The following is a 12,858-nucleotide window of genomic DNA, read 5'->3' on the forward strand; positions in this document are numbered from 1 at the left end:
CTAAATCAGCGGCATGAAACGACCGATCCTGATCCATCCTGATCCCCGCCTCAAGAAGGTATGTGCAGCTGTTCCCGACCTTTCGGACGCATTGCGCACGCTGGCCGACGACATGCTGGAAACCATGTATGCTGCGCCGGGTATCGGCCTTGCAGCGCCGCAGATCGGCGTGCTGGACCGCCTTATCGTGCTGGATTGTGTCAAGGAAGAGGATGGCCCGGCCCGCCCTCTGGTCATGTTCAACCCAGAAGTGGTTGCAGCATCGGATGACATCAATGTCTATGAGGAAGGCTGCCTGTCCATTCCCGATCAATACGCCGAGGTGACACGCCCCAAGGTGGTTGACGTCGAATGGATCGATCGCAACGGCAATCCCCAGCGGGAAACCTTTGATGGTCTTTGGGCGACCTGCGTCCAGCATGAGATCGACCATTTGAACGGCAAGCTGTTCATTGATTACCTGAAACCGCTGAAACGGCAGATGATCACACGGAAAATGCAGAAACTGAAGCGCGAGCGCGGACGCGGTAGCTGACGTTGGGCGGGTGGCTCCGTCTGTGGACAAGATGGCGTACGTCGGCTGCTTTGACCCGGAAAGGTGGACAAGATGACGGTTCTCCAGATCAGGGCTTGGCCCGACCCGGTGCTGAGTAGCCCAGCTACGCCGGTGACTGACCCGTCAGAGGTTGCGGATCTGGTGCGCGATATGCTCGACACCATGTATGCCGCGCCGGGTCGTGGACTGGCCGCGCCCCAGGTCGGTGTTTTGGCACGGGTATTTGTTATGGATACGACCTGGAAGGAAGGCATGCGCGACCCGCTGGTCTGCCTGAACCCAGAGATCATCGCCCTTTCCGTTGAGATGGCGACACGCACCGAGGGGTGCCTGTCGATCAGGGGCCTCAGTCTCGATGTGACGCGCCCAGCCTGGGTAGATCTCGGTTGGACCGACATGGAGGGCGTGCGCCATCAGCGCCGGTTTGACGGGTTTGCTGCGGCTTGCGTGCAGCATGAATACGATCATCTTGATGGTCGTGTCACTTTTGACCGGGTGGACCCAGAGGCGCGCGCTGCGGCCCTTGCCACCTATGAAACTAATCTGGAGACACCCCGATGACCGTGCGCCCCTGCCTGCCCTGGCCCGACAAGCATCTGCGCAGCCGCGCCGAGGACGTGAGCGAAATCACCGAGGATACGCTGACCCTCTGGCAGGATATGATCGACACGATGGAGGCAATGCCCGGTGTTGGCTTGGCCGCAAACCAGATCGGCGTCCTGCAGCGACTGGCAGTTGTCGACGGCTCCAGCGAACGAGGGCGCGCTGTCCGGCTGGCGAATCCCGAAATCCTGCATGCTTCGGTAGCGCTGCGGGAACATGAGGAAGCCAGTCCCAACCTCCCCGGCGTCTCGGCCAAAATCAAACGACCACGCGCGGTGACCGTGCGATATATGGATGAAACCGGCGCGGTGGTCGAACGGGATTTCGTCGGGATCGAGGCCACCAGCGTGCAACATCAGATCGATCACCTGAATGGCCGTATGTATTTTGACCGGCTGTCGAAGGTGAAACGCGATATGCTGATCCGCAAGGCGAAGAAGCTGAATGGCTGAGACACGTGCGGGGACAAACCCGCGGTTCGGGGCCTGTTTCAGGCGAATGGATTGAGAGTAAGGGGCAGCGGATGCGTATTGTTTTCATGGGGACGCCGGAGTTTTCGGTTCCGGTGCTGGATGCCCTGGTTGACGCGGGTCATGAGATTGCTGCGGTCTACTGCCAACCGCCCCGTCCGGCCGGGCGCGGCAAGAAGGATCGACCAACGCCCGTTCATGCCCGCGCGATTGAACTGGGTCTTGATGTCCGTCACCCGGTCAGCCTCAAAGGGGCCGAGCAGCAGGCCGAATTCGCGGATCTACGGGCGGATGTCGCGGTGGTCGTGGCCTATGGTTTGATCCTGCCACAGGCGGTGCTGGATGCCCCCAGACACGGCTGCCTCAATATCCATGCGAGCCTGCTGCCGCGTTGGCGCGGAGCGGCACCCATTCACCGCGCCATCATGGCGGGCGACAGTCAAACTGGCGTCTGCATCATGCAGATGGAGGCGGGGCTTGACACAGGCCCGGTCCTGCTGCGCGAAGCGACCGAGATTGGCCCGGAGGAAACCACCGCCAAGCTCCATGATCGGCTGTCGGAAATGGGGGCAGACCTGATCGTCCGTGCCCTGGACCGGCTGTCTGACCTGACACCTGAGGTGCAGCCGGACGCGGGCGTGACCTATGCCCATAAGATCGACAAGGCCGAAGCCCGCATCGACTGGCAACGCTCCGCGGTGGAGGTTGATCGGACGATCCGCGGGTTGTCTCCGTTTCCCGGTGCCTGGTGCGAGATCGAGGGTCAGCGCGTAAAGCTGTTGGCATCCCGCGTTGTCGACGGGGCCGGCGCGGCGGGAATCGTTCTGGACGATGCGCTGCGGGTTGCCTGTGGTGAGGGCGCGGTTGAGCTGTTGCGATTGCAGCGGGCAGGCAAGGGAGCACAGGAACGCGAGATTTTCCTGCGTGGCTTTCCCGTAGCGCGCGGCACACAGCTTTAAGGGAGGCGGAAATGTTTCTGGCCCTGTTCGGCAGCGTGGTTATTGCCGGGATCGTCGGCTACCTGGCGGAGCGCACCGGTTTTACCCACAATGGGTATCTCTCGTCGATCATCATCTGCGTTGGCGGCGCGTTCCTGTTCCATTTTGTGGTGATCATGTTTGGCGTCGGCTTTCGCGCACCGGGTTGGAACGCCATTGCCGCATCCGTCGGCGCGTTGATCATCGTGCCGTTTCACTGGCGCCGCTGAACCTGCCTGCCGACTATTGCTCAGCTGCGCGGCGGTCGTGAACGATAAACTGGCAGATGCCAGCCAAATGCGATTGAGCCCGCCCGCAAAACCCAGCAGACCACCGCGCAGGCCACAAGCGCCCAGCGGGTCGGCAGGCCAAATGCCATGCTGACCACCGCCGTAATCGCGCCTGCCATGGCGCATGAGATATAGAGCTCGCCCTGTTTCAGCACCAGCGGCACTTCATTGCAGACCACATCACGCATCAACCCGCCCAGGGTGCCTGTTGCCATGCCCATCAGCACAACGATCACCGGCGTCTGGCCGGTTAGCAAGGCAGCGCCGGTGCCCGCCGAAACTGCGATTGCCAGTGCAAAACTGTCGAGCCAGACAATCCAGCGCAGCCGACTTTCCACCAAATGGGCGGTGAAGAAGACAATCACCGCAGTCACCGCCGCCAACAGGATTATCGTAGAATCGCCGATCCAGAACACTGGGTTGCGATCCAGCAAAAGATCCCGCACCGTCCCTCCGCCGACGGCGGTCAGGCAGGCCACGAAAGCAAAGCCGACAATGTCGAGCTGTGCCCGGCTGGCCACCAGGGCGCCGGAGGCCGCAAAGACCAAAACGGACGCATAGTCCAGAAGGGTAAGGATGGTCATGCCTTTGCTTTGCCAGTCTTGAACGGGGCCATGCCTGCACGCGCAAGTTCATCGGCGCGTTCGTTCTCGGGATGGCCTGCGTGGCCTTTGACCCATTCCCACGTGACCGTGTGACGGCGCTGCGCCTCGTCCAGACGTTGCCACAGCTCAACGTTTTTCACGGGTTTCTTTGACGCGGTCTTCCAGCCATTTCGTTTCCAGCCGTGGATCCAGCCGGTGACACCGTTTTTGACGTAGGCTGAATCGGTCACCACGGTGAGGGTAGAGGGGCGCGCCAGGCTTTCCAGGGCATTGATCGCTGCCAGCAGTTCCATCCGGTTGTTGGTGGTCTCGGCTTCGCCGCCCTGCAGTTCCTTTTCCTTGACAACAGTGTCGCCGTCCATTGCGCGAAGCAAAACCCCCCAGCCACCCGGGCCAGGATTGCCGGAGCAGGCGCCATCCGTGTAGGCGAAGAGATCAGCCATGACAGGCCACCGAAATCCAGCGCGCCATGGCGCCGTCCAGCCCTGCGTTTTCGCCGGTGGTGCGGTTGTCCGGTGTGAACCCAGCAGTGCGCAATAGATCGATCAATTCGTCTTCCTCGTAGTAGGTATAATATCGCCCAAGGGCATCGCGGGCCTCGCCCTTACCGAGCTTTAGCGCGATGTAAAAGGGCCGACCTGACCGCAGCGCCTGCCGGATGGCCCTCAGGTGACGCGGAAAATCGGCACGCGGCGCATGTAGCAGACTGAAATTGGCCCAGATGCCATCATAGATGTCGCACCCCGACAGCTCATCAAAACTGGCGAGACACGTCTCAACACCCGGCATATGTTCCGCCAGTGCGATCATTTCCACGGAAGCATCCATCGCCACAGGGCGCAACCCGGCTGCGGCCATAACCGCGCTGGAGGTGCCGGGACCGCAGCCCAGATCCAGCACCCGTGCGTTCGGCGGGCAGGCAGCAATGAACTCGTGCAGGCGTGGGTCTTCTCGAAGGTGTGCCTGGTTCCGGTCAGCATAATCCGCCGCCTTGTTGTTGTAGATCTCCAGTGTCTCGCGGTCAGGCCCGCTCACAGGTATACACCGACGGCGAGGCTGGCGACCACAATGCCGGTCAGCAGCAGGCGCAGCTGCATCCACCATGATGGGGTCAGACGCCAAACGTAAAAGGCATAATCCAGCAGCAACAGGCCGGCAAAGCCGTAGATCAGGTTTATGCCCGCGCTGGTCGGTCCACCGCCGGTCATGAAAAATGCCCAAAGCGCTGGCAGCACGGACAGGGCATAACCAGTTGCCGCCTGCATACCCGATGTCTTGGTCGCAAATCCCCAGAGCACGCCGGACATGAAGCTGAGGATCACAGAGCCGTAGAACAGCTGCACATAGGGGCCGACAAACCGCGCCCCAAGATGGCTGGCACCCCAGACCTGCAACGCCGGGATCTGCGTGGTGAGTGCTCCCCAGACGAATGGGATCAGCCCGGCCAGCCCCAAGACCAGCGGTGCCGGTGGTATCCTGCTCATGCCCGTTCCATCGCCAATCGGGCCGCCAGCGCGGCAAACAGCGCAGCAAAGCTGCGATTCAGCCATTTGATCACGGTGTCCGACCCCAGGATCAAGCTTCGCGCCTGCGCTGCAAAGAGCCCGTAGAACACAAAGACACCAAAAGTCATGGCCATGAAAATCAAGCCAAGCACGACCATCTCCTGTGTCGCTGTTGCGGCCGCGCCTGACAGGAACGGCGGGAGAAGCGCCAGAAAAAACACCGAAAGTTTCGGGTTCAGGATGTTGATCAGGGCGCCGCGCTTGGCGATCCTTAGACCATGATCCGGAGCAGCAGGCGCGCCGGACAATGACAGCGCGCCGTCAGTTTTCAGCATTTGCCAGGCCAGATACAGAAGATACAGAACGCCCGCAATCTTCACCGCCTGAAACAGCACCGCCGAGGTGTGCAGAACCGCAGCCAGCCCCAGTGTCGCAGCCACAAGATGGGGCACGATGCCAAAGGTGCAGCCGACCGCTGCCCAAATCGCTGCACGCCGCCCCTGACCAAGACCAAGCGCCAGCGTGTAGAGCACACCGGTCCCTGGCGCGAGGACGACGACAAATGCGGTGACCAGAAATTGCAGTGAAATCAATTGACCAGCTCCTTATGATAGACAAGGTGGTTCAGGCCAAGGGTAATCGGCTGCCGGCCAGTTGCAAGACAAAGAAATCCGCAGACCGGCAAAGCGGCTGCATCATTATCGTTTGCAGGGGACAAGCCGCCTCAGGCTGTTTCCCGCAGAACCCGGGGAACTTTGAACTCAACCCGTTCAATCGCGGTTTCCACCAGCTCGACTGTTACCTCGAACCGCTCGCGGAAGGCATCGATGACTTCGTTCACCAAGAGCTCGGGCGCAGAGGCTCCAGCAGTGATCGCGACCGAGGAAATTCCCTCAAGCGCGCGCCAATCAATGTTTTCGGCCCGTTGTACCAGCTGTGCATATTGGCATCCCGCCTTGGCGCCAACTTCGACCAACCGTCGTGAGTTCGATGAATTGGGAGCGCCGACAACCAATAGGGCATCTGCCTTCGGGGCGACTTCCTTGACAGCCTCCTGGCGGTTGGTGGTGGCATAGCAGATGTCTTCCTTGTGAGGGCCGACAATATTCGGAAACCGAGCCTGAAGTGCTGCAACAATATCCTTGGTGTCATCGACCGACAGGGTTGTCTGGGTGACATATGCGAGATTGTCAGGATCGCGAACCGTCACCGTGGTGACATCATCCGGGGTTTCCACCAGCAGCACTTCTCCTTCGGGCAGCTGTCCCATGGTGCCGATGGTTTCAGGATGCCCCTTGTGACCGATCATGATCATCTGGAGCCCGTTTTCCGCATGGCGCTGCGCCTCGATATGGACCTTCGACACCAGCGGGCATGTGGCATCGACATAGATCATCTCGCGCCGGTCTGCCTCGGCCGGGATCGACTTCGGGACGCCATGCGCTGAAAAGATCACCGGCCGATCATCGGGGCATTCATCCAGCTCTTCAACGAAGACGGCCCCTTTGTCGCGCAGCCCGTCGACCACATATTTGTTGTGCACGATCTCGTGGCGCACATAGACAGGCGCCCCCCATTTCTCGAGCGCCATTTCGACGATCTTGATCGCCCGGTCGACACCGGCACAAAAGCCGCGCGGCGCGGCGAGATATAGCGTGAGGGGGGGCTTGGTCATCGCGGTCTCCTTATCGCTCAGAGCTAGGGCTTTCTGTCGGCGAGGTCCAGCCCCGTGGCAATTGATTAAGCGGCGGTCCCGGGGACAAGGAAACCAAAAACAGCGCAAGCAAAAGCCCGCAAACAGTGAAGGTACTGCTGCGGGCCATGTCTGGGTAGTGGTGGCCTCCGGCAGGCCAGAGATCTGTATCAGCCGGTGGCGGCTGATACGGAGCGCGGGTCACTTTGTTCGCGGGGAGGGCGGCCGATCACGTCCTTCAACTCTTCCAGCTCGATGAAATTATCGGCCTGTCGGCGCAGCTCGTCCGAGATCATTGGCGGCTGGCTGCGGATGGTGGAGACCACGGAGACGCGCACACCCTGCCGCTGCAGGCTGGCGATCAACGGGCGGAAATCACCATCACCGGAGAACAGCACGATATGGTCCACGCGGGGAGCAAGTTCCATGGCATCGACCGTCAGCTCGATATCCATATTCCCCTTCACCTTACGCCGACCCATGCTGTCGGTATATTCCTTGGCTGGTTTGGTCACCATGGTGAAACCGTTGTAATGCAACCAGTCAACCAATGGCCGGATCGGAGAGTACTCATCATTTTCCAGCAGAGCTGTGTAGTAAAACGCGCGCAACAACTTGCCCCGGCGCATGAATTCCTGCCTGAGCAACTTGTAATCGATGTCAAACCCAAGCGCCTTTGCTGCCGCATATAGGTTCGATCCATCGATGAACAGCGCGAGCCGTTCGTCCTTGTAAAACATCAAATATGTCCTTCCGGTAGGTCCGTCCCAGCAGTGAGGTTCCGTGAGTGAATGCTGAAATACGCTAAAACGGGTGGACTTAATGTAGGTTATTTGACATTTGCCGCAAGTGTATCGGGATTAAGAAACGAGGGCAAAAATGACCGAATTCCGGTCAGAGGCGCTTATCGCCATGGGGGGAAACCTGCCTATCGGCGAACAGTCGGTTGAGCATACCCTCATAGGGGCTGTTGGGCAGTTGTCCGAATCAGACATCAGGCTAAGGGCAATCTCGCGCTTCTATCAAACGCCTTGCTTCCCGGCGGGCTCGGGTCCTGACTATGTGAACGCAGCGATTGCGATCGGCACAAACCTACCCCCGCGGGAACTGTTGGATCTGTTGCATGAGGTGGAGGCGGATTTTGCCCGCCGACGTGTGCAGCGCTGGGGCATGCGGACACTGGATCTGGATCTGGTCGCTTATGACGATCTGGTCTGTCCGGATGTGGCGACCTTCGAACGGTGGAGGGATCTGCCACTGGATCTGCAGATGAAAGAGGCGCCGGGCCAGTTGCTGTTGCCGCATCCCAGGCTTCAGGATCGTGGCTTTGTGCTGGTGCCTCTGCGCGATGTTGCACCTGATTGGCGCCATCCGATTCTGGGTCAGACCGTGCGTCAGCTCTGTGCGGCGCTGCCAATGTCCGATTTGACCGAGATTTCGCCGGTCTGAGCCGCCAATGCGCCCCATTCGGCGCTTGTCAAGAGAAAGCTTTGGTTTTAGAAGTCACCCTTCTGGACTTATTTTTGATTTGGAGAGTCGCCCATGGCCCGCGTGACGGTTGAAGACTGCGTAGACAAGGTTCCCAACCGCTTTGAGCTGGTGATGCTCGCAGCGCATCGCGCTCGTGAGATTGCCGCTGGTGCGCCGCTCACGGTTGAGCGTGACAACGACAAGAACCCCGTCGTGTCCCTGCGTGAGATCGCTGATGAAACGCAGAGCGCCGACTCCCTGCGTGAGCGTCTGATCGAAAGCAACCAGACCCAGATCGAGGTTGATGAGCCGGAGGATGACTCCATGGCCCTGCTGATGGGCGCGGAAAGCGACAAGCCTGCCACGGATGATATGTCGGAAGAGAAACTGCTGCGTGCGCTGATGGAGGCGCAAGGGCAGGGTTAAGACGTCGCAAGACATAATGAGCTGAGGCTGCGGACCGGAAATGATTTCACCAGAAGACCTGATTGCTCTGGTCCGCAACTACAATCCCAGGACCAATGCGGACAGGATCGCTGATGCTTATGCGTTCGGCGAACAGATGCACGACGGGCAGTTCCGCCATTCGGGTGAGGCCTATTTCACCCATCCCGTGGCGGTTGCTGCCATCCTGACAGAGCAGCGGCTGGATGACGCCACGATCATCACGGCGCTGCTGCACGACACCATCGAAGATACCAAGGCGTCTTACGACGAAATCGCCAGCCGCTTTGGCAAAGAGGTGGCGATGCTTGTTGATGGTGTCACCAAGCTGACCAATCTCCAGCTGTCCAGCCGCGAAACCAAACAGGCAGAAAATTTCCGCAAGCTGTTCATGGCAATGTCCAAGGACCTGCGGGTTATCCTCGTGAAGCTTGCCGACCGTCTGCACAACATGCGCACCATCAAAGCGATGCGCCCGGAGAAACAGGCCCAGAAAGCCCGTGAAACCATGGATATCTACGCGCCACTGGCTGGTCGCATGGGGATGCAATGGATGCGCGAGGAGCTGGAGGATCTGGCCTTTCGCGTGCTCAATCCAGAAGGTCGCCAGTCAATTATCCGCCGCTTTGTCACGCTACAGCGGGAAACCGGCGATGTGATCCATCGGATCACCGGCGACATGCGGGCCGAACTGGAAAAGACCGGGATCGAAGCCGAAGTTTTTGGCCGCGCCAAGAAACCCTATTCCATCTGGCGCAAGATGCAGGAAAAGGATCAGGGCTTTTCGCGACTGTCCGATATCTACGGGTTCCGCATTATCACAACGAGCGAGGAAGACTGTTACCGGGCCCTGGGCGCCATACATCAGCGTTGGCGTGCTGTCCCTGGGCGGTTCAAGGATTACATCAGCCAGCCAAAGTCCAACGGCTATCGGTCGATCCATGCAACCGTCTCCGGGCGCGACGGCAAGCGGGTAGAGGTGCAGATCCGCACCCGGCAGATGCACGATGTGGCAGAAACCGGTGTGGCGGCCCATTGGTCCTACCGCGATGGCGTGCGCTCTGAGAACCCCTTTGCGGTTGATCCGGCCAAATGGATTGCGTCCCTGACGGAGCAGTTTGATGCGGAGGAGGATCACGATGAATTCCTCGAAGCCGTCAAACTGGAGATGTATTCCGACCAAGTGTTCTGCTTCACTCCCAAAGGCGATGTGATCAAGCTCCCAAAGGGCGCGACTCCGATCGACTACGCCTATGCCATTCACACCCGCATCGGCCACGCCTGCGTCGGGGCCAAGGTGGATTCGATCCGCGTGCCGCTTTGGACACGCCTGCGCAATGGCCAGTCGGTTGAGATCATCACTGCTGAGGGCCAGACCCCGCAGGTAAGCTGGTTGGATATTGCAACCACCGGCAAGGCGCGTACTGCGATCCGCCGCGCCCTGCGCGAGGCTGACCGCGCCCGGTTCGTGAAACTGGGCCACGAGTTGGCGCGATCCGCGTTTGAACATGTCGGGCGCAAGGCCACTGACAAGGCGTTGGAGACGGCGGCCCGTGCGCTTCGCGTCAGTACGGTCGATGAATTGCTGGCCCGTTTGGGGGCTGCGGTACTCACCGCGCATGATGTGGTTCAGGCGGTCTATCCGGAACTGGCCGCTGACAACAGCGATGAGGTTTCGCCGCGTCGTGCGGTGATTGGTCTTGAGCCGGGGCAGAGCTTCGAGCGGGCCCCCTGCTGCCAGCCGCTGCCCGGCGAACGTATCATCGGCATCACCTATCGTGGCCGGGGCGTTGTGGTCCACGCTGCAGATTGCGACGCTTTGGGAGAGGTCGAGGATCAGCCCGAACGCTGGGTCGATCTGCACTGGCATAGTGGGACCCACCCCGCAGTCTACGGCGTGACGCTGGAGCTGACGATTGGCAATGACGCCGGTGTCCTGGGACGTATTTGCACATTGATCGGCGAAAAAAAGGCCAATATCTCCGACCTTGAATTTGTCGATCGGAAACCAGACTTTTACCGGCTGATGATTAATGTCGAACTGCGGGATGTAGAGCAGCTGCATTCGCTGATGTTGATGCTGGAAGCAGAGAGCGATGTCGCCGCCGTTGCACGGTACCGCGATGTGCCGGAAAGCCGCCCAAAGCTCGGGTAGCCGTTCAGTAGGATTTGGGAAGGACGCGAACCTTTGGTATTCAGGCGCCGTGATAGACGTCCGCCTCTGCGCGCGGTTGCCGATTTCCTGTGGCCGCGGGGCGGGTGGGGGCGCGCGTTTCACTATGTGAAGCATCGTGTGCGTCGTCTGCCCGATTCGCCGGAGCGGATCGCCCGCGGTGTCTGGGCGGGGGTATTCACCACCTTTACCCCATTCTACGGGATGCATTTCGTTGTGGCCGCGATTATCGCGCGGCTGATGAACGGCAATATCCTCGCCGCCCTCAGCGGCACGTTTTTTGGCAACCCGCTCACCTATGTGCCGATCGGCGTTGCCTCTCTGCAGACCGGCCACTGGATCCTTGGGACAGAGTTCGACGCCGATGTCGACAAGTCTCTGGTCGGGAAATTTCTGGCCGCCGGGAATGATCTTTTTGACAACCTGATCGCTTTGGTAACTGATCGACCGGCGGATTGGCAGGGGCTGACCCTGTTCTACCACGATGTGTTCTATCCTTATCTCGTCGGTGGCGTGATCCCCGGCCTCATCACCGCAACCGTCTGCTATGTGCTGAGTGTACCGGTCATCCGCGCCTATCAGCAGCGCCGCCGCACCAAGATCAAGGCTAAGTTCGACGTGATCAAGAAACGCGCCTCGCTGGACGCCGCAGACGACAGCAGCAGCTAAGCCGCTGCCAAACTGCGCGATTTGGCGGTTTCCGGGCTTGCCCTTGCCAGCGCAACCCCTAGTGTCAGGCAAAAGGCACTCAATTGGGAACTGCGATCCATGGCACAGACTTCCTCGCACAACACAGACCTGCGGCTTGGCGTGAACATTGACCACGTGGCCACCGTTCGCAATGCACGCGGCGGCCAGGTACCTGATCCGGTGCGCGCTGCCAAGCTGGCCGAGGAAGCCGGAGCCGACGGGATCACCGCCCATCTTCGCGAAGACCGCCGTCACATCACCGATCGCGATATCGACGGGCTGATGGAAGCGTTGAGCGTGCCTCTGAATTTTGAGATGGCCGCGACCGAAGAAATGCAGAAGATCGCCCTGCGCCACAAACCCCATGCGGTTTGTATCGTGCCGGAAAAGCGGGAAGAACGCACGACCGAGGGGGGGCTGGAAGTGGCCCGCGAGGAAAACAAACTCGCCCACTACATCGCGCCGTTGCGCGATGCCGGGTGCAGGGTGTCGATCTTCATTGCTGCTGACCAGCGGCAGATCGAGGCGGCACATCGCATCGGTGCTGAGGTGATCGAGCTGCATACGGGTGCCTATTGTGAGGCTCATGCCGAGGGCGATTTTGCCAAGCGCGATGCCGAGCTGGCAGCCCTGCGCGAAATGTCCAGCTTTGCCCATTCCCTGGGGCTGGAGGTTCACGCGGGCCATGGTCTGACCTATGATTGTGTGCAACCGATCGCGGCCTTTCCAGAGGTGCGCGAACTGAACATCGGCCATTTCCTGATCGGCGAGGCCATCTTCAGAGGGTTGACCCCGGCCATCGCCGAAATGCGCCGCCTGATGGATGAGGCGCGCGTCTAGGACAGCCACCGACGCCCACGGGTCTTGCCAGTTCCGGTCAGATCGCCTTTGATCGGGGCATGATATTGGGCGTTGGCACTGACTTGGCAAATATCGAGCGTATTCAGCGCACTTTGGACCGGTTTGGTGACCGGTTCAAAAACCGTGTTTTCACCGAAATCGAACAGCGCAAGGCCGAGCGGCGCATGGATGTCGCCGGAACCTATGCCAAACGCTGGGCTGCCAAGGAGGCCTGCTCCAAGGCACTCGGCACCGGGTTGCGGATGGGAATCGCCTGGAAAGACATGGCCGTTTCCAATCTGCGCAGCGGCCAGCCGGTCATGCATGTCACCGGCTGGGCCGCAGATCGGCTGGCAAAGATGACACCCCCGGGTCACGAGGCCATCATCCATGTCACATTGACTGATGATCATCCCTGGGCGCAGGCTTTTGTCGTCATCGAAGCGCGCCTAATCACCAGTGAACCGCTTGCGACGCCGGGCGATGCTTGACTTACCCGGAGCGGCCCCGCATGTAGCGCCGGACCCTTGTTTACAGTTAGA

General features: G+C 60.1%; 18 protein-coding genes. 11 read left to right on the top strand and 7 right to left on the bottom strand.

The features are described 5' to 3' along the window. Positions 1–13: 13 nt before the first annotated feature. From def (VWY75_RS10330) to VWY75_RS10350, 5 genes are all read left to right on the top strand, one after another. On the top strand, positions 14–535 hold the full coding sequence (gene def, locus VWY75_RS10330; protein ID WP_416534653.1) for a peptide deformylase: 522 nt from the start codon (positions 14–16) through the stop codon (positions 533–535). A 72-nt stretch (positions 536–607) separates the two neighbouring features. Continuing rightward, a complete protein-coding gene (gene def / locus VWY75_RS10335; RefSeq protein WP_416538333.1) occupies positions 608–1,117 on the top strand; it encodes a peptide deformylase in 510 nt (169 codons plus the stop codon). Beyond that, positions 1,114–1,611, top strand: a complete 498-nt coding sequence (gene def / locus VWY75_RS10340) for a peptide deformylase (protein ID WP_340546529.1) — start codon at positions 1,114–1,116, stop codon at positions 1,609–1,611. The genes def (VWY75_RS10335) and def (VWY75_RS10340) overlap by 4 nt, the downstream gene beginning before the upstream one ends. 71 nt (positions 1,612–1,682) lie before the next feature. Next, the gene (fmt, locus tag VWY75_RS10345; RefSeq protein ID WP_416538334.1) at positions 1,683–2,588 is read left to right on the top strand and encodes a methionyl-tRNA formyltransferase; all 906 of its coding nucleotides are present in this window, start codon (positions 1,683–1,685) and stop codon (positions 2,586–2,588) included. An 11-nt stretch (positions 2,589–2,599) separates the two neighbouring features. Continuing rightward, positions 2,600–2,836, top strand: coding sequence for a hypothetical protein (locus tag VWY75_RS10350; protein ID WP_416534650.1), 237 nt, complete (start codon positions 2,600–2,602; stop codon positions 2,834–2,836). Between the two features lie 20 nt (positions 2,837–2,856). On the opposite strand, the gene VWY75_RS10355 is transcribed toward VWY75_RS10350, so the two are convergent. The 7 genes from VWY75_RS10355 to VWY75_RS10385 form a co-directional block, all read right to left on the bottom strand. Further along, positions 2,857–3,480 carry a trimeric intracellular cation channel family protein gene (locus VWY75_RS10355; RefSeq protein WP_340546532.1) on the bottom strand — a complete coding sequence of 208 codons (624 nt, stop codon included), beginning with the start codon at positions 3,478–3,480 and terminating at the stop codon, positions 2,857–2,859. Next, entirely contained in the window at positions 3,477–3,944 is a 468-nt protein-coding gene (gene rnhA, locus VWY75_RS10360) for a ribonuclease HI (RefSeq protein WP_340546533.1), read from the bottom strand. Before rnhA ends, VWY75_RS10355 begins: the two co-directional genes overlap by 4 nt. Further along, positions 3,937–4,536: a class I SAM-dependent methyltransferase gene (locus tag VWY75_RS10365; protein ID WP_416538335.1), complete on the bottom strand. Its 600-nt coding sequence runs from the start codon at positions 4,534–4,536 to the stop codon at positions 3,937–3,939. Before VWY75_RS10365 ends, rnhA begins: the two co-directional genes overlap by 8 nt. Next, on the bottom strand, positions 4,533–4,985 hold the full coding sequence (locus VWY75_RS10370) for a DUF3429 domain-containing protein (RefSeq protein ID WP_340546535.1): 453 nt from the start codon (positions 4,983–4,985) through the stop codon (positions 4,533–4,535). Before VWY75_RS10370 ends, VWY75_RS10365 begins: the two co-directional genes overlap by 4 nt. Then, positions 4,982–5,599 carry a LysE family translocator gene (locus tag VWY75_RS10375; protein WP_416538336.1) on the bottom strand — a complete coding sequence of 206 codons (618 nt, stop codon included), beginning with the start codon at positions 5,597–5,599 and terminating at the stop codon, positions 4,982–4,984. The genes VWY75_RS10370 and VWY75_RS10375 overlap by 4 nt, the downstream gene beginning before the upstream one ends. Before the next feature lie 131 nt (positions 5,600–5,730). Beyond that, complete coding sequence (gene ispH, locus VWY75_RS10380) at positions 5,731–6,681, bottom strand: 4-hydroxy-3-methylbut-2-enyl diphosphate reductase (protein WP_340546537.1); 951 nt, start codon at positions 6,679–6,681, stop codon at positions 5,731–5,733. Between the two features lie 188 nt (positions 6,682–6,869). Then, entirely contained in the window at positions 6,870–7,439 is a 570-nt protein-coding gene (locus VWY75_RS10385) for an NYN domain-containing protein (protein WP_340546538.1), read from the bottom strand. 139 nt (positions 7,440–7,578) lie between these two features. Between VWY75_RS10385 and folK the strand changes: the two genes are divergently transcribed. The 6 genes from folK (at position 7,579) to acpS (ending at position 12,807) form a co-directional block, all read left to right on the top strand. Beyond that, the gene (gene folK, locus VWY75_RS10390) at positions 7,579–8,148 is read left to right on the top strand and encodes a 2-amino-4-hydroxy-6-hydroxymethyldihydropteridine diphosphokinase (RefSeq protein WP_416538337.1); all 570 of its coding nucleotides are present in this window, start codon (positions 7,579–7,581) and stop codon (positions 8,146–8,148) included. A 93-nt stretch (positions 8,149–8,241) separates the two neighbouring features. After that, complete coding sequence (gene rpoZ / locus VWY75_RS10395) at positions 8,242–8,595, top strand: DNA-directed RNA polymerase subunit omega (RefSeq protein WP_061049565.1); 354 nt, start codon at positions 8,242–8,244, stop codon at positions 8,593–8,595. 40 nt (positions 8,596–8,635) lie between these two features. After that, the gene (locus VWY75_RS10400; protein ID WP_340546540.1) at positions 8,636–10,768 is read left to right on the top strand and encodes a RelA/SpoT family protein; all 2,133 of its coding nucleotides are present in this window, start codon (positions 8,636–8,638) and stop codon (positions 10,766–10,768) included. 33 nt (positions 10,769–10,801) lie between these two features. After that, positions 10,802–11,455, top strand: a complete 654-nt coding sequence (locus tag VWY75_RS10405) for a DUF2062 domain-containing protein (protein WP_340546541.1) — start codon at positions 10,802–10,804, stop codon at positions 11,453–11,455. A gap of 99 nt (positions 11,456–11,554) precedes the next feature. Further along, positions 11,555–12,316 (top strand): pyridoxine 5'-phosphate synthase, encoded by a 762-nt coding sequence (locus VWY75_RS10410; protein ID WP_416538338.1) that lies wholly within the window; start codon positions 11,555–11,557, stop codon positions 12,314–12,316. 59 nt (positions 12,317–12,375) lie between these two features. After that, entirely contained in the window at positions 12,376–12,807 is a 432-nt protein-coding gene (gene acpS / locus VWY75_RS10415) for a holo-ACP synthase (protein ID WP_340546543.1), read from the top strand. Positions 12,808–12,858 lie beyond the last annotated feature (51 nt).

This window comes from Phaeobacter sp. JH20_08 (genome assembly GCF_048056635.1).
GTDB classification, from domain to species: Bacteria; Pseudomonadota; Alphaproteobacteria; order Rhodobacterales; family Rhodobacteraceae; genus Phaeobacter; species Phaeobacter bryozoorum.

Coding starts and splice junctions, on each gene's coding strand:
- VWY75_RS10355 (WP_340546532.1), bottom strand. CDS start 3,480: ATGACCATCCTTACCCTTCTGGACTATGCGTCCGTTTTGGTCTTTGCG.
- VWY75_RS10385 (WP_340546538.1), bottom strand. CDS start 7,439: ATGTTTTACAAGGACGAACGGCTCGCGCTGTTCATCGATGGATCGAAC.
- acpS (WP_340546543.1), top strand. CDS start 12,376: ATGATATTGGGCGTTGGCACTGACTTGGCAAATATCGAGCGTATTCAG.
- fmt (WP_416538334.1), top strand. CDS start 1,683: ATGCGTATTGTTTTCATGGGGACGCCGGAGTTTTCGGTTCCGGTGCTG.
- VWY75_RS10370 (WP_340546535.1), bottom strand. CDS start 4,985: ATGAGCAGGATACCACCGGCACCGCTGGTCTTGGGGCTGGCCGGGCTG.
- VWY75_RS10350 (WP_416534650.1), top strand. CDS start 2,600: ATGTTTCTGGCCCTGTTCGGCAGCGTGGTTATTGCCGGGATCGTCGGC.
- folK (WP_416538337.1), top strand. CDS start 7,579: ATGACCGAATTCCGGTCAGAGGCGCTTATCGCCATGGGGGGAAACCTG.
- def (WP_416534653.1), top strand. CDS start 14: ATGAAACGACCGATCCTGATCCATCCTGATCCCCGCCTCAAGAAGGTA.
- def (WP_340546529.1), top strand. CDS start 1,114: ATGACCGTGCGCCCCTGCCTGCCCTGGCCCGACAAGCATCTGCGCAGC.
- rnhA (WP_340546533.1), bottom strand. CDS start 3,944: ATGGCTGATCTCTTCGCCTACACGGATGGCGCCTGCTCCGGCAATCCT.
- VWY75_RS10410 (WP_416538338.1), top strand. CDS start 11,555: ATGGCACAGACTTCCTCGCACAACACAGACCTGCGGCTTGGCGTGAAC.
- def (WP_416538333.1), top strand. CDS start 608: ATGACGGTTCTCCAGATCAGGGCTTGGCCCGACCCGGTGCTGAGTAGC.
- VWY75_RS10400 (WP_340546540.1), top strand. CDS start 8,636: ATGATTTCACCAGAAGACCTGATTGCTCTGGTCCGCAACTACAATCCC.
- ispH (WP_340546537.1), bottom strand. CDS start 6,681: ATGACCAAGCCCCCCCTCACGCTATATCTCGCCGCGCCGCGCGGCTTT.
- rpoZ (WP_061049565.1), top strand. CDS start 8,242: ATGGCCCGCGTGACGGTTGAAGACTGCGTAGACAAGGTTCCCAACCGC.